Source organism: Nitrosomonas sp. (genome assembly GCA_016703745.1).
Taxonomy (GTDB): Bacteria; Pseudomonadota; Gammaproteobacteria; order Burkholderiales; family Nitrosomonadaceae; genus Nitrosomonas.
Map to the genome: position 1 here is coordinate 48,565 of JADJBK010000006.1, position 20,323 is coordinate 68,887.

The 20,323-nt window shown below is 49.3% G+C and carries 16 protein-coding genes and 3 tRNA genes; 8 read left to right on the forward strand and 11 right to left on the reverse strand.

Annotated features, from left to right (window positions below):
* Nucleotides 1–57: 57 nt before the first annotated feature.
* The 10 genes from IPG31_01335 to IPG31_01380 all read right to left on the reverse strand — a co-directional run bounded on the left by IPG31_01335 (nt 58) and on the right by IPG31_01380 (nt 8,808).
* Nucleotides 58–1,572 carry a DUF853 domain-containing protein gene (locus IPG31_01335; GenBank protein MBK6617050.1) on the reverse strand — a complete coding sequence of 505 codons (1,515 nt, stop codon included), beginning with the start codon at nt 1,570–1,572 and terminating at the stop codon, nt 58–60.
* 140 nt (nt 1,573–1,712) lie between these two features.
* Nucleotides 1,713–3,176 carry a 4-hydroxy-3-polyprenylbenzoate decarboxylase gene (gene ubiD, locus IPG31_01340; GenBank protein ID MBK6617051.1) on the reverse strand — a complete coding sequence of 488 codons (1,464 nt, stop codon included), beginning with the start codon at nt 3,174–3,176 and terminating at the stop codon, nt 1,713–1,715.
* A gap of 23 nt (nt 3,177–3,199) precedes the next feature.
* Nucleotides 3,200–4,063 (reverse strand): 4-hydroxybenzoate octaprenyltransferase, encoded by an 864-nt coding sequence (gene ubiA, locus IPG31_01345; GenBank protein ID MBK6617052.1) that lies wholly within the window; start codon nt 4,061–4,063, stop codon nt 3,200–3,202.
* A 55-nt stretch (nt 4,064–4,118) separates the two neighbouring features.
* Nucleotides 4,119–4,661, reverse strand: coding sequence for a chorismate lyase (locus IPG31_01350; protein ID MBK6617053.1), 543 nt, complete (start codon nt 4,659–4,661; stop codon nt 4,119–4,121).
* Between the two features lie 107 nt (nt 4,662–4,768).
* Nucleotides 4,769–5,164: a response regulator gene (locus IPG31_01355; protein MBK6617054.1), complete on the reverse strand. Its 396-nt coding sequence runs from the start codon at nt 5,162–5,164 to the stop codon at nt 4,769–4,771.
* Between the two features lie 147 nt (nt 5,165–5,311).
* Nucleotides 5,312–6,769 carry a TrkH family potassium uptake protein gene (locus IPG31_01360; protein MBK6617055.1) on the reverse strand — a complete coding sequence of 486 codons (1,458 nt, stop codon included), beginning with the start codon at nt 6,767–6,769 and terminating at the stop codon, nt 5,312–5,314.
* Nucleotides 6,770–6,781: 12 nt separating this feature from the next.
* Complete coding sequence (gene trkA, locus IPG31_01365; GenBank protein MBK6617056.1) at nt 6,782–8,227, reverse strand: Trk system potassium transporter TrkA; 1,446 nt, start codon at nt 8,225–8,227, stop codon at nt 6,782–6,784.
* A 235-nt stretch (nt 8,228–8,462) separates the two neighbouring features.
* Nucleotides 8,463–8,538 (reverse strand) — tRNA-His (locus tag IPG31_01370).
* Nucleotides 8,539–8,615: 77 nt separating this feature from the next.
* Nucleotides 8,616–8,692: transfer RNA gene (locus IPG31_01375), tRNA-Arg, on the reverse strand.
* A gap of 39 nt (nt 8,693–8,731) precedes the next feature.
* Nucleotides 8,732–8,808, reverse strand: a tRNA-Pro gene (locus IPG31_01380).
* A 340-nt stretch (nt 8,809–9,148) separates the two neighbouring features.
* On the opposite strand from IPG31_01380, the gene IPG31_01385 reads away from it, so the two are divergent.
* The 5 genes from IPG31_01385 (at nt 9,149) to IPG31_01405 (ending at nt 13,153) form a co-directional block, all read left to right on the forward strand.
* A complete protein-coding gene (locus IPG31_01385) occupies nt 9,149–9,787 on the forward strand; it encodes a hypothetical protein (protein ID MBK6617057.1) in 639 nt (212 codons plus the stop codon).
* 137 nt (nt 9,788–9,924) lie between these two features.
* Nucleotides 9,925–10,407 carry a YbhB/YbcL family Raf kinase inhibitor-like protein gene (locus tag IPG31_01390; GenBank protein ID MBK6617058.1) on the forward strand — a complete coding sequence of 161 codons (483 nt, stop codon included), beginning with the start codon at nt 9,925–9,927 and terminating at the stop codon, nt 10,405–10,407.
* 97 nt (nt 10,408–10,504) lie between these two features.
* Nucleotides 10,505–11,029, forward strand: a complete 525-nt coding sequence (locus IPG31_01395; GenBank protein MBK6617059.1) for an adenine phosphoribosyltransferase — start codon at nt 10,505–10,507, stop codon at nt 11,027–11,029.
* Nucleotides 11,030–11,080: 51 nt separating this feature from the next.
* On the forward strand, nt 11,081–12,406 hold the full coding sequence (serS, locus tag IPG31_01400) for a serine--tRNA ligase (protein MBK6617060.1): 1,326 nt from the start codon (nt 11,081–11,083) through the stop codon (nt 12,404–12,406).
* Nucleotides 12,407–12,463: 57 nt separating this feature from the next.
* Nucleotides 12,464–13,153: a hypothetical protein gene (locus tag IPG31_01405; GenBank protein MBK6617061.1), complete on the forward strand. Its 690-nt coding sequence runs from the start codon at nt 12,464–12,466 to the stop codon at nt 13,151–13,153.
* Nucleotides 13,154–13,164: 11 nt separating this feature from the next.
* On the opposite strand, the gene IPG31_01410 is transcribed toward IPG31_01405, so the two are convergent.
* A complete protein-coding gene (locus IPG31_01410; protein MBK6617062.1) occupies nt 13,165–13,833 on the reverse strand; it encodes a uracil-DNA glycosylase in 669 nt (222 codons plus the stop codon).
* Between the two features lie 43 nt (nt 13,834–13,876).
* Here IPG31_01410 and efp point away from each other — a divergent pair, with 43 nt between their 5' ends.
* The 3 genes from efp to IPG31_01425 are packed head-to-tail and all read left to right on the forward strand — an operon-like array spanning nt 13,877 to nt 20,223.
* Entirely contained in the window at nt 13,877–14,443 is a 567-nt protein-coding gene (gene efp, locus IPG31_01415; protein ID MBK6617063.1) for an elongation factor P, read from the forward strand.
* A gap of 34 nt (nt 14,444–14,477) precedes the next feature.
* Entirely contained in the window at nt 14,478–16,217 is a 1,740-nt protein-coding gene (locus IPG31_01420) for a BamA/TamA family outer membrane protein (protein MBK6617064.1), read from the forward strand.
* Between the two features lies 1 nt (nt 16,218).
* A complete protein-coding gene (locus IPG31_01425) occupies nt 16,219–20,223 on the forward strand; it encodes a translocation/assembly module TamB domain-containing protein (GenBank protein MBK6617065.1) in 4,005 nt (1,334 codons plus the stop codon).
* Nucleotides 20,224–20,323: the final 100 nt, after the last annotated feature.

The following is a 20,323-nucleotide window of genomic DNA, read 5'->3' on the forward strand; positions in this document are numbered from 1 at the left end:
CGGGTAACCGCGTAACCGAGCGATAGTACAACCGAGGTGAAACGAACGAAACTCAGGTTATCGCTTCCCGCCCAGTATGCTTCCCAGTACGCCGCGAATAATCTGACGGCCAACGCCACTTGCCATGCCGCGAACGACGCTCTTCGCCATGCTTTGTACCAGCCCATCGTATTGCCCGCCACGGGGGCCGGTACGGCCAAACAGGGTTTCGTTGATGATGGTGCCCAATCCTCCTTCAGTCTGGGAGGATTTCGAGTTTGCTGTACCTGCACGAGTATCTGTAGCTCCTGATCTCGCCCGTGTATGTGCTTGCAGCATTTCATAAGCGCTTTCACGATCCACCATATTCTCATACACGTCGGCAACCAGGGAGTTCCGCAGTAGCTGCTGGCGTTGATCTGGCGTGATTGGGCCAAGTTGACTTCCAGGTGGAAGCACGTAGACACGCTCGGTCTCACATGGTCTGCCTTTGGTATCCAAAAAGCTGATCAGCGCTTCACCGACAGCCAGTTCAGTAATAGCCGTTTCGAGATTGAGACCCGCCTTGGGGCGCATGGTTTGTGCGGCCGCTTTAACTGCCCTCTGGTCACGTGGTGTAAATGCACGCAATGCATGCTGGATACGATTGCCTAGTTGACCCAGGACGCTATCGGGGATATCCAGCGGGTTCTGGGTGACGAAATAGACTCCGATTCCTTTGGAGCGAATCAGCCTGACGACGAGCTCAATACGTTCCACCAATACCTTGGGCGCGTCGTTGAACAGTAGATGCGCTTCATCAAAAAAGAAAACCAGTCTGGGTTTTTCTGGATCGCCAATCTCGGGCAGTTGCTCAAATAATTCAGAGAGCATCCATAGCAGAAAGGCAGCATAGAGTTGCGGGGAGTGCATCAGTTTATCAGCAGCCAGTATATTGACCACGCCTTTGCCATCTACTGTCTGCATCAGGTCACTGATATTGAGCATGGGCTCACCAAAAAAATGATCACCGCCCTGTTGTTCTATTTGCATTAATCCGCGCTGAATTGCGCCGATGCTGGCAGTGCTGATATTGCCGTACTCGGTGGTGAACTGCTTGGCGTTATCTCCAATATATTGGAGCATGGCGCGGAGGTCTTTCATATCAAGCAGGAGCAGACCATTGTCATCAGCAATCTTAAACACCAGATTCAGCACGCCTGTCTGGGTATCATTGAGACTGAGCATGCGCGCCAGCAACAGTGGTCCCATGTCGCTGATGGTTGCGCGCACGGGGTGTCCTTGCTCCCCGAAGATATCCCACAGGGTAACTGGGCAGGCTTGCAGCTGAGGTATCGCGATGCCGCGCTCTTGCAAAATAGTGCGGATCTTTTCAGAAAAGCTGCCAGATTGGCTGATTCCGGTGAGATCACCTTTGATATCTGCCATGAATACCGGTACACCAATAGCAGAAAACTGTTCAGCAAGCGTTTGTAACGTCACCGTCTTGCCGGTTCCGGTTGCTCCGGTGATCAAGCCATGACGATTGGCCAGATTGGGTAGCAGCTCGCAGGTAACGGTAGAATTCTGTGCAATCAGCATGGGGTTAATCATCATGTCTATCCTTTGGGCGAAAACGCCAATAGTAATCTATCTATTTGTACTTTCAGTACTTTTGATCATAACTGACCGATTGATCGAATAGCGATGCTGCCAGTTGCAAAAACGCTCAAGAAACAATGCATGGTTACGTGCTAAAACGGCAGTTGTTGCCAAAGTTCATCTATTCGTGCTTTAACTGCGGGATCCATTGCAATCGTTCGTCCCCATTCCCGGGTGGTTTCTCCCGGCCATTTATGCGTGGCATCCAGCCCCATCTTGCCGCCTAATCCCGAGATCGGACTGGCGAAATCAAGGTAATCAATTGGGGTGTTTTCAACAATCAATGTGTCTCTGGCGGGATCTACGCGGGTGGTGATTGCCCAAATCACTTCTTTCCAATCACGAATATCAATATCATCATCGGTAACAATAATGAATTTAGTGTACATGAACTGACGCAAAAAACTCCATACACCAAACATGACGCGCTTAGCGTGGCCAGCATACTGTTTTTTAATACTGACAACAGCCAATCGGTAGGAACAGCCTTCTGGTGGCAGATAAAAATCCGCTATCTCGCTGAACTGTTTCTGCAACAGGGGTACGAAAACCTCGTTAAGTGCAACGCCGAGAATCGCAGGTTCGTCCGGTGGTTTGCCGGTATAAGTGGAGTGATAGAGGGGATTGCGGCGCATGGTCATGCGCTCGATCGTGAATACCGGGAAGGTATCCTGTTCGTTGTAATAGCCGGTATGATCACCAAATGGCCCTTCTACTGCAGTCTCATCGGGATGAATGTAGCCTTCCAGAACAATTTCCGCGTTTGCTGGCACCTGCAGATCATGGGTGAGGCAGCGCGCCACTTCGGTACGGGCACCGCGCAGCAGCCCGGCAAACTGGTATTCGCTCAGGCTATCGGGAACCGGCGTCACTGCTCCAAGAATAGTGGCGGGATCAGCACCCAATGCAACGGCTACGGGATAGGGCTGCCCGGGATTGACCATGCAGAAATCCCGAAAATCAAGCGCGCCACCGCGATGCGCCAGCCAACGCATGATGACCTTGTTGCGCCCGATTACCTGTTGGCGATAGATACCCAGATTCTGTCGAGTCTTGTGAGGGCCGCGCGTTACCGTCAATCCCCAGGTAATCAGCGGGGCCACGTCCTCTGGCCAACAGGTCTGAATGGGTAAGCGAGCCAGATCAACCGCCTCGCCTTCCCAGACAATTTCCTGGCAAACCGGACTGGCAACAATCTTGGGTGCCATATTTAGTACTTGTTTCAGTATGGGCAGTTTTTCCCAGGCATCTCGAAATCCCTTGGGAGGATCTGGCTCCTTGAGGTAGGCAAGTAGTTTGCCAACCTCGCGTAAAGCAGCGACCGACGACTGCCCCATGCCCAGTGCAACACGTTGCGGCGTGCCAAACAGATTACCCAGAACGGGCATGGTGTGGCCTTTGGGATGCTCGAATAAAACCGCTGGGCCAGCTTGTTTCAGCAAACGATCACAGATCTCGGTCATTTCCAGACGAGGGTCAATTTCGATATCGACGCGCTTTAATTCTCCGCGTTGTTCGAGTTGCGATAGAAAGTCGCGTAAATCCTGATATTGCATGAATTACCTTACATATTGATTAATCAGGAAAGTGCTGTATCCAGCGCTATGCCAATAAATACGGTTGCTCCTACAGCGTTATTATCCAGAAACGCTCGGAAACAGCTTGAGGGGTCCCGGTGGCGGATTAATTGATACTGGTGCAGTACCAGGCCTGCTACCATCAGCAAGGCTGCATAGAACCAGATACCACGCTGTGTCGCTAATCCGACATAAACCAGCAGGCTTAGAAAAGCCAAGTAACACAGCATGATGCCTGCTATGTCGAAACGCCCTAACGTAATCGCTGATGTCTTGATGCCTATTTTAAGATCATCTTCCCGATCGACCATTGCGTATTCGGTATCGTAGGCAATGACCCAGAACAAATTAGCGAACAGTAGCGGCCAGATGATGAATGGCAGGCTATTGATCTGCGCTGCAAATGCCATCGGGATGCCGAAGCTGAAGGCAACGCCAAGATACGCCTGCGGCATGGCAAAGAAACGCTTGGTGAATGGGTACGAGGCTGCCAGCAACAGTGCGGGTACCGATAGTAGGATGGTGAGTTGATTCAACGGAAGTATCAGTACAAATGCGCATAAACTTAATCCTGCCGCAACCAGCAGCGCTTCTTTTGGCTGGATCTCACCACTTGCCAGTGGCCGGTTGCGCGTGCGTGCCACATGTGGGTCGATACGTCTATCGGCAAAATCATTGATTGCGCAGCCGGCGGAGCGCATCAATATTGTACCCAGAATAAAAATAAAGAGAATATTGATATCTGGAAGACCTTCAGCGGCCAGCCACAGTCCCCATAGCGTGGGCCATAGCAGCAGTAGAATGCCGATCGGTCTGTCCAGACGCACCAATCTGGTGTAGAGAATCAGTCTTTGCCCGAATGTCATCAATTTTTGTCTGGACATAATAAAAAATATCGAAGTCGCGTGCGATCCATTATGATTATCTTTCAAGGTGATGAATGTTTGGTAGAAAAACCTCTGTAACCATTATGGGTTGTCTTTGCAGGGCGAAAAGTGATCTTCTTGCCCAGAGACAGGTGGGATGAGATCCCAGTTTCCGGCAGGCGCGGTCATGCAATGGGTGGCCGGATTTCAGTTTTTTAAAGGAAAATGTGGTGCGGCGAATCAGGGGATTGCTAAACAGCATCATGCCGAGTGATTGATTGCCGAGACGGCTCAAGCTTCGCCACGCACCTTGTAGATACGCTTTCTTGATAACCGAGTGCGCAAAGACAACCGGCATGTCATCACTGTACAAATATACTTCTCGCACCATCGCCTGTTCCAGCCTGCGCAGATTCATGATCGCAAGTTCATCAATACAGGCGGTTGCCAGTCGCTGGAAAACAGGTTCAACACGAAATTGTTGACAGCGTAGCTGGATGAGTCTGGTAAGTGATTCGCGATGCTGCAGCCACCAGCGGATTTCAGCAGACGCACAAACAGGAACGGGGTGCCATGCCGATGAGGGATCAGTGCTCACGATAACCCGAAATACTGGTCGTCAGGCAAGACAAAAAAGGATGTATCATGTAACAAGATCAAGCGGGCAAACTATCAGAAAGTACAGCAATAGCCTAAATGTCAATTTCAGACCAACGTGGTCTGCACAAGCGTATGTTTTTTGACCGTATCCAATAAAGCCTCGCGGGTGAATGGTTTAGTCAAATATTCATCCGAACCGACCATTCTGCCGCGTGCCCGATCAAATACCCCGCTTTTGCTGGATAACATGACTACCGGTACTTTTTTATATTTCGGGTTTTGTTTGATGAGCATGCAGGCCTGATAACCGTCAAGACGTGGCATCACAATATCAAGAAAAATGATATCAGGATGATGGTCAATTATTTTTGCCATTGCATCAAAGCCATCGTTAGCCAGAATAATTTCACATCCAGACTGAGCGAGAAAAATTTCGGCACTACGGCGGATAGTATTACTGTCATCCACTACCATGACTTTGATACCCGTTAAATCTGTCATCCTATCTGAACTCCCCTGTGTCAGTAATTTTGCTCATGTTGTTCTGGGCGCAAGCATATTTGCATTATCGGAGGATTTTATCCGAAGTGATTGCTTTTCTGCCAGCTATTCACCTGATTTTCTGCAGTCTGGCTGGTCAGAGCTGTCTCATTTACGCCAGAAGGCTGCAGTAAACACAATAATCAATGTGTAAAACTCTAGCCTGCCCAACAACATGGCAAAGCTGCACAGCCATATCTGAAAGTCATTAAGTGAAACATAGGTCGTCGCTGGGCCTATTCCACCCAGACCTGGGCCCAGATTGTTCAGGCAGGCTATTGCCGCTGAGAAGGCGGTAATCTCATCCAGGCCGCTTAATGTGAGAATCAAAGTCATCACTACGATACTGGTCAGGTAGACAAACAGAAATACCAGTACTGCAAAAATAATCTTATTGGAAATGACACTCTGTCCGATCTTGACCGGAGAAACCGCCCGAGGGTGCATGATGGTAATCATTTCTTTAAAAAACTGCTGATAAAGTATGCGCACGCGAATCATTTTAATTCCACCACCGGTTGATCCTGAGGAAGTGCAAAATCCTGATAGAAACAACATCCATAATGGGGCAAATACCGGCCAGATAGCATAATCAGTATTGCTGTAACCCGTGGTTGTCGCGACGGATACCACATTGAAGGCAGCATAGCGCAATGCTTCAATGGGATGGGTATAAATGTCCATTTTCCAGAGATAGCCAGCCAGTCCAATACAACTCGTTAATACGGTAAACAGAAATAGTTTTATTTCGGGGTCGGGCCGATAAGGTGCGAAGCTTTTAGTACGCCACACCATAAAATGTGATGCAAAATTGATTCCCGCAATCAGCATGAATACGATTGCCACCATTTCGATTAATGGCGAATTCCAATAGCCGTAACTGGCGTCATGTGAGGAAAATCCACCTAGACCGAGGGTAGTAAAGGCATGAATGATCGCGTCAAATCCGCTCATCCCCGCCAGCCAGTAAGCGCAGGCGCAAAGCAGTGTCAGGACGGTATATACCATCCATAGTCCTTTTGCAGTCTCCGCAATCCGAGGCGTTAATTTGGATTCTTTCATCGGCCCTGGAATTTCTGCCTTGAAAAGCTGACGCCCACCCACTCCTAACATAGGCAGAATGGCTACTGCCAGTACGATCAAACCCATGCCACCCAACCAGATCATCAATCCACGCCACAAATTGATGGAGTAGGGCAATGAATCCAGACCCGTTAAAACTGTTCCCCCTGTCGCCGTCAAACCTGAGGTTGCTTCAAAATAAGACTTGGCAAAGCCCAGTTCGGGAAAGTAGCTCAGAATGGGCAGCATGCCAAATAATGGCAAGGATAACCACGTCAGCACTACCAGCAGAAAACCATCGCGTATCTGTAATTCGCGTTTGAAGCGACGGGTAGTTAGCCATAGCGCGGCTCCCGTAAGCAGTGTAGTCAACAATGCCTGCAGAAAAACATTCAGTGATGCATCCTGACCGAGATAAGCTGCCATACATGGCAGCAGCATCGTCAACCCGAATACGATGATCAATTTGCCGAGAATATTGACGACCGCCAATAAATGATTCATCGCAAATCGTGGCTATATAAAAGCCACGTCCACCTGAAACAGTTTTTCTACCTGGCGAATCATTTTTTTGTTGACGACAAACATAATGACATGATCATTCTGCTCGATCACTGTATCATGATGAGCGATAAGCACTCGCGGCAAACTGGGAAGTGTGGTAATACTGTGCTTGAGGTTTCCTGACTCGTCGAGCAGCGCATCGTCGCCAGGTATGTCGCGTACAATTGCGCCGATAGTTGCGCCCTTGGGTAACTTGATTTCATCAACTCTGCGGCCAACTACCTGGGAGGCGTTGGCATGACCGTGGGCAACCAGTTCCAGCGCTTCGGCAGCACCACGGCGAAGACTGTGTACAACGGCGACATCGCCTTGTCTGACGTAAGCCAGCAAGGAGCCAATCGTTACTTGTGCGGGTGAAATGGCAATATCGATACCGCTGCTCTGCATCAAATCCACATAGATACCCCGGTTGATCAAGGAAATGACCTTGCGCGTTCCCATGCGTTTTGCCATCAGGGCGGCCATAATATTATTTTCGTCATCATTGGTCAGCGCGCAGAATACGTCCATTTCTCCAATGTTTTCACTTTCCAGTAGTTCTTCATCGGTTGCATCGCCATGCAACACCAGCACATTATTCAAATCTTGCGCTAGTGTTTCGCAAGCCTTGCCATCATATTCAATAATTCTGACCTGATAGGTTTCCTGCAGAGCCATCGCCAGCCGTTTACCGATTTTTCCACCACCGGCAATCATTACCCGCCTCACAGGCTTGTCCATCCGACGCAATTCCCGAAGTACCAGCCGTATGTCGTTTGATGCCGCAATAAAAAACACCTCGTCACCGGCTTCCACAACAGTATTGCCTTCAGGGATAATCGGACGATCATGTCGAAAAATTGCGGCCACCCTGGTTTCAACATTGGGGACATGGTTACGCAATTCCTTCAACTGCTGGCCAACCAGAGGTCCGCCATGGAAAGCCTTAACAGCCACGAGACTGACTTTACCTGAGGCAAAATCCAGAACCTGCAACGCTTCTGGAAATTCGATCAGTTTCTCGATGTAGCGCGTCAGAATCTGTTCAGGGCAAATTGCAAAATCTACACAAAAATTTTCATCGGAGAAGATGAGAGGGTGGTCCAGATACTCACTGGAACGGATTCGTGCGATTCTGGTAGGGGTGTTAAAGAGACTCTTGGCGAGTTTGCAGGCAACCAGATTGGTTTCGTCGCTACCAGTAACTGCAAGCAGGATATCCGCATCGTCTAAACCGGCCTGGGTCAGAATTGAGGGATGCGAGGCATTGCCAACTATAGTGCGCAGATCCAGGCGATCCTGTAACAAACTAAGCCTGCTGCTGGATACATCGACAACAGTAATGTCGTTAGACTCGCCAGTCAGACTTTCCGCAACTGTGGATCCAACCCGGCCAGCACCTAGAATAATAATCCTCAATCGCTAGCGCCTATCCCATCCGAAGCAACGGGTTATCGTAACGGGTGGTTGATGATGCGTGAGCTTTAGAAGTACACTTCAGTGTCATGATGGCTTCTATAAACCGTTTTATTTTCCTGGGAATTGTTTCGGTACTGACCCAGCTGAGATCGGGCAGGATAAACAAGTACAACAGCAGAAGTAAGGTGATGTTTGGGAAGCTTATCTATTGCGGATTCATTTTTCACAGAATAACTGGGGTGACTGATGGGGCTCGAACCCACGACAACCGGAATCACAATCCGGGACTCTACCAACTGAGCTACAGCCACCATATTAAGAGATTTCAAGGGCAGATCATGATTTCTGCCAAACACGGGTAATATACAAAACGCTACCTTTCCCAATCTGGCGTGCCCGACAGGAATCGAACCTGTAACCCCCAGCTTAGAAGGCTGGTGCTCTATCCGGTTGAGCTACGGGCACTAATACTCAAACCGGCTCGACGCAAAATAATGTGCAATCTGGTCGGGGTGGAGAGATTTGAACTCCCGACATCCTGGTCCCAAACCAGGCGCGCTACCAGACTACGCTACACCCCGAAAAGTTGGCTACTATACCTGTATGCCGTGTATGCGTCAAATTCTGCTTCGACCACTCCGGGCTCCACAATGCTGAATTCGGTATTTTGTTATACAATTGCTCACGTTGCCCAGGCGCAAAAAAAGTGGTTCTATAAATTTGATATTTCAGGTAAAAAATCAGCAGAATAGACTGGGCACACAAAAAATTAATTGCGCTGTTTGGTCATAAAAGAAACCGCTAATAATATCAACATGATAGTCGTGTATTACGTGTCATAATTGCTGGCTTTGTTGCAACGTTATAACTAGCTGTATTTTAACTACAAATTAATATTTTTTTGGAAAAGGCGGGGAATTTATGAGAAAAAAATTACAAAACAAATTTTTTACGGGGTTATTCGTTACGGCATTTATGTTGTTGCTATCACTGCCTCTGTCTGCACAGTTGATGCTCGCGCATGAGGGTCATCATGGCGCGGGAGGATGCGTCATCAATTCAGGAGATTTTCCCGTTACAGTCAGCATATACGAAGTTCCCAAAGAAGATATTCCGCCGATGCATTCCTTTTGTGATCATGTTCCTGGTGTCGGAAAAGTCAACGTGACAATCGAAATCTCAGATCTCGATACACGCGAGATTCCGATTGCGGTTCGCCTGGTAATGGATGCGCATGAAGGTATGGATCACGGTGAACATGAATTACTTTACATGCCTGCTGAGCAGTATCTGTCTGGAATTATTGTTGTTTCAACCGAATTTGATGAACTCGGTCAATACTCCATCCTGCTGGAAACCGATGATGGTGCGGGCAATGTAAAAACCGCTGTGCGTGTCCCGGTTCATGTAGGGGGCAGTGGGGGTCATGGTGGTCATGGTGGTGGATTAGGCATGCTGGAGATTATCTTTCTGATTGCTGCAGCGGGAGGCGGAGTCGCTTTTTTCCTCATGCGCAAGAAAAATAGTGACAAGGATCTTGCCAAAGAATCCCAAACCTGATTTTTGTATCTTTTATTAGCAGTGAATTTCATCAGTAACCGGCGGCCAGATAATAAAACTTTTCTGGCTGTGCGGAAGCGGCATCCTGTCGGTATCAGCAGCGTCGTTCACGCATTGAGGAAATCAAGGAAAAAATGATGATTTTTACTCTGTCCTCGCCTTCTTTTGCGCACAACGGGCTGATACCGGCACGGCATACTTGCGATAATCATGATTTGTCTCCAGGGCTGAACTGGATAAACATTCCAGATAAAGCTCTCAGTCTGGTTTTGATCGTTGATGATCCGGATGCGCCCGATCCTGCTGCACCGAAGATGACCTGGGTACATTGGATACTGTACAACCTTCCACCAGCAACCCGTGGGTTACCTGAAAATGTCATGGCCAATGATTTACCTGCTGGCACACTACAGGGGCTCAACAACTGGAATCGGGCAGGGTATGGTGGTCCTTGTCCACCGATTGGAATGCATCGTTATTTTCACAAACTTTATGCGCTCGATATTGTTCTGCCTGATCTGAAACAGCCAACCAAAGCAATGCTGGAAGAGGCTATGCGCGGTCATATCATTGATCGGGCTGAGTTGGTTGGCCTGTACATCCGCCCTGTAAATTGTTGAAATTGCTATCTTTATATTTTGTTTTTTCTAACCCGAGTGGTCGACAGCATTCTGCAGCACACCTGCAAAATTTTTTCGCTCTATTTTCTGTCTATTTATGCCTATTAAATCGTTGATTCGTACTATCCCTCACTATCCCAGAGAGGGAATCATGTTTCGGGATATCACTACGCTACTAAAAGACCCGACCGGATTGCGAGTCATGATTGAGAAAATTGTTGATCGCTACCGTAGTGAGAATATAGACAAGGTTGTCGGTATTGAATCACGAGGATTTATTGTTGCGGCGCCTGTCGCTTATGCCTTGGGTGCAGGCTTTGTTCCAGTTCGTAAGCAGGGAAAATTGCCTGCGGCAACGATTGGTTGTGACTACCAGCTTGAGTATGGACATGATCGGGTAGAAATTCATATTGATGCAATCAATGAAAACGATAAGGTCTTGTTGATAGATGACTTGATTGCCACTGGCGGCACGATGGAGGCGGCTCTGAAACTGATGTTGGATATGAAGGCGGAGGTGGTAGAGTGCTGTGCTGTCATTAATTTACCAGTTGTTGGTGGTGCAGAGCGGTTGCAAAAACAGGGATATAAACTTCATTCCCTGTGCACTTTTGAGGAATAATCCCGATTTCCTGTCATTCGCAGGGATAATTAAAGATAAATTTAAAATGTCATGCTAGATATTCAACTACTGCGTAATGATCTGGAAACGATTACTGCTCATCTGGCGCGTAGAGGATATGCGCTTCCAACAACCGCTTTTGAAACGCTCGAAACCAGGCGTAAATCGATACAGACTCAAGTACAGACATTGCAGGCAAAGCGGAATGCTTCATCCAAACAAATTGGAATTGCCAAGCAACGGGGAGAAGATATTGTTTCCATCATGGCCGAGGTCGCGACGCTTGGTGATGAGTTGAAGCAGGCGGAATCGCAACTTGACGAGGTGCAGACTGAATTTCAGCAGTTGTTGATGGAAATCCCCAATCTGCCTCATGAGAGTGTGCCGTTTGGGAAAAGTGAGGCTGACAATGTCGAATTGCGGCGCTGGGGAATACCAGCAACCTATACATTTCCGGTCAAAGATCATGTCGCGGTGGGTGAGCAACTGGGTCTGCTCGATTTTGAAACCGCGTCCAAGCTTAGTGGTGCCCGTTTCAGCCTGCTCAAAGGAGGTATTGCCCGCCTACACCGCGCACTTGCCCAATTCATGTTGGATACACACACTCAGGAACATGGTTATCAGGAGATTTATGCTCCTTATCTGGTTAACTCCGCCTGTTTGCGTGGCACGGGTCAACTTCCAAAATTCAAGGCGGATATCTTTTCTGTTCGGACGAATGTGCATGATACAGGAGACACCGGAACCCATATTGCAAATCAAGGGGAGACGTCTGAATTACATCTGATCCCTACTGCTGAAGTCCCTTTGACCAATATGGTGCGCGACGAGATTGTTCCACTCGAAAATCTTCCAATCAAACTGGTTGCGCACACTCCTTGCTTCCGTTCTGAAGCTGGCAGCTACGGAAAAGATACGCGTGGGCTTATCCGTCAGCACCAGTTTGATAAAGTAGAGCTCGTACAAGTTACTCAGCCAGAAGATTCCTATCACGCACTGGAGTCACTGGTCAGTCATGCTGAAAAAATTCTGCAAAAATTGGTGTTACCTTATCGGGTCATGTTGCTGTGTAGTGGCGATATGGGATTTGCTGCTGCCAAAACCTATGATATCGAAGTCTGGCTGCCTGCCCAAAATACATACCGGGAAATTTCTTCATGCAGTAACTGTGAAGCATTTCAGGCCAGACGGATGCAAGCGCGTTTTCGCGGCAAACAAGGTAAACCGGAGCTTCTGCATACCCTGAATGGATCTGGCCTGGCGGTGGGACGTACCTTGGTCGCCATTCTGGAAAATTATCAGAATGTGGACGGTAGTGTCACGATCCCGGAAATCTTGCGCACTTATATGAATGGCCTTGACCGGCTTGCTCCATGAAGCGCACAATGTTGTCACGCTATATTTTTAGATAGACTACCAGCGGAGGACACTGACATGCAGAACGAAACCCACAATACCACCCAGTCCAAGAGTGATATCAACCGCTTTGCTGAAGAAATACGTGAAGCAGTTGCGCAGGGTGGGGATATTGAGAAAAAGATTAGAGAACTGACCCTTGAGGCGATGCATACCCACGGTCTGGATATGGAGTCATTAAAGAAAATTGCGACCGCTGTCATGGAAGGCGCGCATGAGGGTTCGCAACATGCGCTAGCGCATGCTACCGAGCAATCCCATGCTGCGCAGACCCAGATTGTTCAGGCAGTTGCCGGGCTGGATACCGCGTTTGCCCAGCTAGCAAGTGCTTCAAAACTGGCACTGGAAGAAGCGGCCAGTAAAGCCAGGCAATTCTCGCAAGGGGAGTTAACCAAAACACAGGCTGACCTGGAAAGCTTGGAAACTCTTTTTCTGGAAACTTTAAGTCATGCCGCCAAAGCAGCGCAGGGATTAATTGCAGAGACATTACAGGATGTCCATACACATGCGGTGCGTAATGGAACAGCCGTTGGCGCCCAACTGAAAGACACTCTGGCAGTTCTGGCGCATCAAGTTGCCTCAACCGGGCGCGCGCAGGTCGAAGCAGGCTTGCAACTGACGCAAATGACAGCAGATATGTTGCACAAAATATCCAGCGGCGTGCTTACCGGTATTGCGGATCGCATCAGACAGCATGATGACAAGTAATATCTGTCAGATTAGAAATTAGTTTTAGCGGGTTTCCAGCCTAAATCTGCGCCGATACGCGCAAATATGTGCTCGAACATTTCTGTAGTGAGTCTCTTGGTTTGCGTATTGTAACGACTGCAATGATAACTGTCGTACAGCCGCAGATTGATGTCGAGCTCGTGTGCTGCGCCGTGGCTGAACGGGAAATTTACTGATTTAAGCTCCAGCGCCATCACGATGGCACGATGCGCGACGCCACCTAGCGCTAATATTGCCTTGCCACCTTGTTCCACGAATTGAGCCAACTCATTTTTCAAAAATTGATTGCATTGCCGGATTTCACTGGTTTCTGGCTTGTTTGCGGGTGGTAGGCATTTAACTGCATTGGTAATACGACAGTCTGACAAAATCAACCCATCATCCAGTGCGATCGATTCATGATGGTTGGCCCATGCAAATTTATGTAAAGTCCGGTAGAGGAGCACACCCGCAAAATCACCGGTAAAAGGCCGACCGGTACGGCTTGCACCATGTAACCCTGGTGCAAGCCCGACAATCAGCAATCTCGCTGGAGTCGCGCCAAAAGGAGGTACGGGTCGCGCGTGGTAATCTGGATAGGCGGTCTTTACTTCATCAAGGTATTGCGCCAGACGTGTGCAACGGCGGCAGTCTGGTTCAAACGTCGAAGATTCAGGCATAGTAGTTTATTGTAAAATAGGCGTTTAATTCGGACTAACAACCATGGCCAAGATTCCGGCAACTGAAATCCGTGTGGGAGATCTGATCGAGTGGGATAAGCATATCTGGCGCGTGAGCAAATGTTATCACGTTCATGTCGGTGGACGTGGTGGTGCATTTATGCAGGTAGAGATGAAGGATATTGAAGCTGGTACCAAGATCAACCAGCGTATCCGTAGTGATGAAAAAATTGAGCGCACGCTGGTTGAGCCGCGTGATATGACCTATCTTTATCAGGAAGATAGTGAGTATGTTTTTATGGATCAACAAACCTATGAGCAGCTCAGCCTGCCGCAGGATTTTCTGGAAGGGCAGAGCGATTATCTGTTGCCCAACTCCGATCTGCAGATTAATTTCCACCATGAACGACCGATCGGTGTCAAATTGCCACCCAATGTGGTTCTGACCGTGACTGAAACTGAACCCAGCATCAAAGGCGGAACCGCTACCAGCTCCTTCAAGCCCGCTACGGTTGAGACTGGGTTGGTTGTGATGGTGCCAACCTTTGTTACGCAGGGAGAAAAAATTAAAATCAATACCGATACAGGTGAGTATATCGAACGCATGTAAGCTATTTGCGATACCAGCCTGGACTGTGATAACTATGTTAGCGGTCTGGGCTTGCAGTCTGGCTACTTTTGCCGCTACGTCCGCTTCCAATCCTAAACCCGATAAAGCTGCCAACAAATTAATCATCACGATTGATGCGCCCCATGTGATCCGGAAACTGATCGAGCAATATATCGAATTTCCTGCCAAACCTTTTGTGAGCGAAGCCAGGCGCGCAAGTTTCCAGCGGCGAATTACTCGGGAAATCGCTGAGCTTTTGCGTACAGAGGGCTACTTCACGCCAGAAATTCATTTTGAACCAGCAGCTGCAAGTCTCCACTACCACCTCAAAATCATACTCGGGCCGCGTACTCGTGTTGCTGCTTTTTTACTGGAATTCAAGGGAGCGATTGCTGATGAAACATCCGGGAACCAGGTGCGTAGAGATCAATTGCTGGCCACATGGCCGCTGACTACAGGCAGAATATTTAAGAATTCCCGCTGGGAAGATGCCAAATCAGCTTTGCTTGCCAGCGTCATGGCGCAGGATTATGCCGCTGCCCGCATCGAATCGAGCGAGGCAAGAATTAATCCAGACGAAGCGCGGGCAGAACTGAAAATCGTGATTGATTCCGGCCCAGCATTCCATTTTGGAGAATTGCAGGTTAAGGGATTGGCGCGCTATCCACTCACCTTACTGCAACAGCGTGCTGGTTTCCGGCAAGGAGACCCCTATAACCGCGATCAGTTGCTTGCTTTCCAGGCCATGCTGCAAAACAATTCATTGTTTAACAGTGTGGATGTCAGTATCGATACCGATCCTGCACTCGCACCAGCCGTACCGGTTTCGGTTGTGTTGACCGAAGCAAAAAGTAAGCGTATCGGTATCGGTCTTGGTTACAGTTCAAACAACGGTGCGCGTAGTGAAATCAATTATCGTGACTTCAATTTTCTGCAACGCGCCTGGCAATTTACCAGTCTACTGAGATTGGAGCAAAAACAGCAAACCTTCTCAACCCGAGTGGACACGCTGCCGGACGCCGATCAGTATCGCTACACCTTCGGCGCCAGAGCTGTGCATACCGATATTAAAAACTTGCAGACTTTCAGTCAGCGCGCGGATTTTTCCAGAATCCGGATCACGGCCAATTCAACATTACAGTATGGAATTAACTGGCAACGGGAAAACCGACAACCCGATGGCGCACCCAGTGCCATTGTCAAAGCGCTGACTCTGGATCTTTGGTGGCGTTATCTGGATATTGATAATCCGGTGTACATCAGAAAAGGGCATGTTTCTGATATCCGATTGGGTGGTGGCTCAAGCTACGTTTTATCCGATCGTGACTTTCTGCGCGGTTATGCTCGTCATATGCACTGGTGGCCAATCGGTGATCGTGATGTGTTGTATGTCCGTGCTGAAACAGGCTATACCTTTGCTGCTTCGCGTAGCGGCATTCCGCAGGAGTATCTGTTCCGTGCCGGTGGTATTCAGTCAATCCGGGGGCATGATTTTCTGAGTCTTGGGGTTCGTGAAGGTGATGCGATCGTGGGTGGGCGTACCATGGTAACCGGAACGGTCGAATACATTCGTTGGTTGACTGAAAACTGGGGAGCCGCCGTATTTGCCGATGCCGGTGATGCTGCCGATAATCCACGCAGACTCAAACTGAATCCAGGTTATGGCGCAGGAGTACGCTGGCGTAGTCCTGCAGGGCCCTTTGCGCTCGATCTCGCCAGGCGGCATGATACGGGTACTTTGCGGGTGCATTTTTCGATTGCAGTCACTTTTTGATATGAATGAAACCAGTTCATCCGCTCGTATTGCGGCAACTTCGCAGCCTGCCGGTCGTTATGCTGCTTTCAAAACCTGGATATTGGCCATCCTGTTGCCAGTATTTTTTATGGCGACCGGTGGCGTTTACTGGCTGACTACGACTACTGCTGGTCTGCAGTGGTTGCTGACGACAGTTTCCAGGGCAAGCGACGATGCGCTGGTCTTTACTGATGTAACGGGTAGTCTGCCATCCTTACGAATTGGTCGAGTGATTTATCAGGATGAGGAATATGTCGTCAAGATCGAAAAACTGGCGATTGACTGGCGTCCACGCGACCTGCTCAACAGGACCTTGCTGATCGAAGCATTCACCATGGATACCGTCGAATTTTCCAGTGCGCCATCGGATGCTCCGCTCAGCCTGCCGGACACATTGCAGCTACCCATTAATGTCGTTATCAACCAATTAGGGATTCGTTCGTTACGCACATTTACCCTTGGCATTGATACCCCTGATTTCAGCGCACAGCAGCTTGTGTTACGTCTGATTGGTAGCGACACGCTGTACCAATTTCCCGTTTTTTCGCTCACCCTCGAACAGGGCAAGCTCGTGGGCAGGCTACAGATCGCCACGCATGCGCCATTCGACCTGTCCAGTCTGATCGTCTTACATGATTGGCCAGCCGCACTCGCAGTCGACTATCCGGTATCCAGTTACATTTCCCTCCATGTAAAAGGTGATTTAAAGCAGACACGCGCGGTACTGGCAATTCAGGCAGGCGAACTGCGAGGACACGGCATGATCGCTCTGCAACCTTTTGACATTCAGCCCCTCACTGCACTCAATCTTGAGCTGGATAATCTTGATCCGCAGCGCCTCTCTGCTGGCTTTCCCTCGGCACGCCTTAGTCTGACCACGAAGCTACAGCAGACTGAGCAGGGTGTGCTACAAGGACATCTCGAAATACACAATACACAGCCTCAACCGCTCGACCGGGGCGGGCTGCCACTGCAAGATGTCCGGACAAGGCTTTCACTGAAGGAAGAAACCCTTGTGCTCGACGATATGGCGATAGGGCTGGCTGCTGGCTCAAAGCAGGCAATCGCTCATCTTGCCGGCGAGATACAGTGGCATATCGGTGATGCCTCTGGCTGGGCTGATCTCAAAATTCATCAACTTAACCCTGCGTTGCTTGATACGCGTCTGCAACCGGAAAATTTGTCAGGGCAGATCGAATTACAGGGAGACCAGACTGTGCGGCAGGGCAGGATCCAGCTGCATGACAAGTCTTCAAAGCTTGCTTTTGATGCCATGTTATCCCAGTGTAACCATACCATTACCATCGAATCGCTCGATTTATCTCATGGAAATGCCCGCGTTTCCGGTCGTGGCTATTTACAGTTGGATGCTGATCAGCCCTTCACTTTTGAGGGTATGCTCAAACAGTTCGACCTGTCGGCACTGATTGATGTACCGCATTCCAATCTGAATGCTAATTTTCAACTGAATGGCCACCTGATACCTCAACCAGCAGGAAAAATCGACTATACCATCACGCCCAGCCATTTTGATAAACAGCCGGTGATGGGTAAGGGTGTCATTACACTTAGCCAGATTAATCAGTTAAGGCATCTCGCTGCGGATGCCGAGTTACGCCTTGGCGATAATCTGCTGCAGGTCAGTGGTCAGCTGGGCCAAGCCGGTGATCGGTTGCGGCTCACTCTCTCTGCTCCCCATTTGGTACAGGCGGGTCAGAATTTGCAGGGTGACCTTAACGCCCACCTTACGTTTGCTGGACGGCTGGATCAGCCTGACATCATATTTGAAGCCAGCTCAACACAATTTTCTTATCTTAATAAACATCAACTTGCCAGTATTAAAGTAAAAGGCAGTTGGCAGGGTGAAACCATTGCGCTGGATCTGCAGGCCGGGAAATACCACGCGGATTCGCAATCCTATTTTCACAAACTGATCCTCAGCGTCACAGGTACGGAATCCCGGCATCAGGTGTCATTAAAGGCCGATATCGATCAGACGAGGCAGCTACAATTCAATACAAGCGGCGGGCTAGTCAAGAATGTGAAGAATCATGCTGCTTTTCAATGGCGCGGTGCCATTGAGCAGCTTGTGCTGACGGGTGCCATGCCAGTTAGACTCATCACGCAGCCAGCCGTGGCGCTTAGTGCGGAGCAATTTACATTGGGGCATACCCGTCTTGCAGTGGCATCGGGTAACATCGATATTCAGCAGATCAGCTGGACACCTGAAAACTGGGTGACACAGGGCACGTTTGAGCAAATCACATTACCAGCGGTCGTGGCGGCCGGAGAAACCAGCGAACCATTGACAGTAGGGGGGCATTGGCAGCTTGCCGCCAATCGGCAATTGCGCGGAAATATTCTGCTTCGACGTACCCATGGTGACTGGGTACTGCCACTCGATACCCCATTTGCGCTTGGTTTGCAAGCGCTGTCACTCGAATTGCTGGCCGAAGAAAATATTGTCAACGTTAATCTCGACGTTGAAGGCACGCATATCGGCAAGACACTGGCCAGCGCCAGGATTCCGCTGCAGCGTATGGATCACACCTGGCAAATCAAACCCGATGCCCAGCTGAATGGCAGTTTGCAGTTCAATCTACCCGATTTATCGTGGATAGGCCCGGCAATTAATGAAAATATTCTCAGCAGCGGTAAGCTTGTCGGTAACGCAACGCTCACAGGTACCCTTGAAATACCCCGGTTGCAGGGGGAGATTCAGGGGCAGGCGCTTGCTTTTGCTCTACTTGATGAGGGCTTGCAACTGCAGGATGGCAAACTAATAGCACGCTTAGATCGGGATAACTTCGTGCTGGATACGTTGTCTTTTGTCGCTCCATTGGAAAAGCCATCGAAAGACCGACTGCTTAAAGGACTGGAACTGGCGCGTCAAAGCGGGCAGATCGATATGAATGGCAACTACAATCTGCGTCATCAGCTGGGCAAGCTACGCGTAATATTTGATTTTTTGCCGCTGATTCAACAACCTGATCGCTGGATCGTTGTCTCTGGCGATAACCGCATCGATTTCCGGGAGCGCGCACTTGCCGTCACGGGAACAATTCTAACCGAGGTCGGTTTCCTGAAACAGCCTGTTGCCGGGCGGCCAACACTTGATGATGACGTTATGATCATCGGTGAAACTGAACACTCGTCCAAATCGCCTGCTTTTGCAGTTAATGTTGATGCCATGCTTGATTTGGGGGATCACTTTTATCTGCGCACCTCCGGGCTGGAAGGACGGCTGGCCGGGCAATTACGGCTGCGTGGCAGACCGGGTCAGCCGCTGAGCGCCATCGGCAGCATTACTACCCGCGATACCCGCTTTGAAGCCTATGGCCAGAAACTATTCGTCAAACGCGGTATTGTCAATTTCGATGGTCCGCTTGACAACCCGGGGCTCAATATTCTTGCTGTGCGTAGCAATTTACTGCCTGGCAGTCCGGCAGTCGAGCGATCTGAATTTTTTGATCAACTGCCGCATCAGGATAATACCCGGAACAACTCAACAGCACGTAGCAGTCTGCAGGTCGAGGCAGGTGTGGAAGTGGCTGGCACCGTGCGTAATCCCAAAATTAAACTGGTCTCGGAGCCCAATGTTCCGGATTCTGAAAAACTATCATGGCTGATTCTGGGGCGCGCACCGGATGCTGGTGGTTTTGACGGCGGCATGTTGCTCAGCGCCGCCAGCTCTATTCTTGGGGGACAATCTGATGAAAGTATGCTCGACAAAGTTACCAGAGGACTGGGTTTCGATGATATTTCAATCCGGCGGCGCGAAGGCGGCAGTTCGCTTGCCGACCAGATCGGCACAGTCGGTAAACGTCTCTCCTCTCGCGCCTATCTGAGCTATGAACGCGGCCTAACCAACGCTTCTACTGGTGTTGCCAAACTCACCTATACCCTGTTCCCCAGCATTACTCTCGTTACGCGTGCTGGTGAAGATAGCGCGATAGACCTCTTTTACAACCTGGGTTTTGATTAATGGACATTTCTACAAATCTACATTTTGTGACTCGTTACAATATGTTGCGATTCAAAAAAATGTTTCATTGTCTATCAATCTCCTGCCGAGTCAAATATTT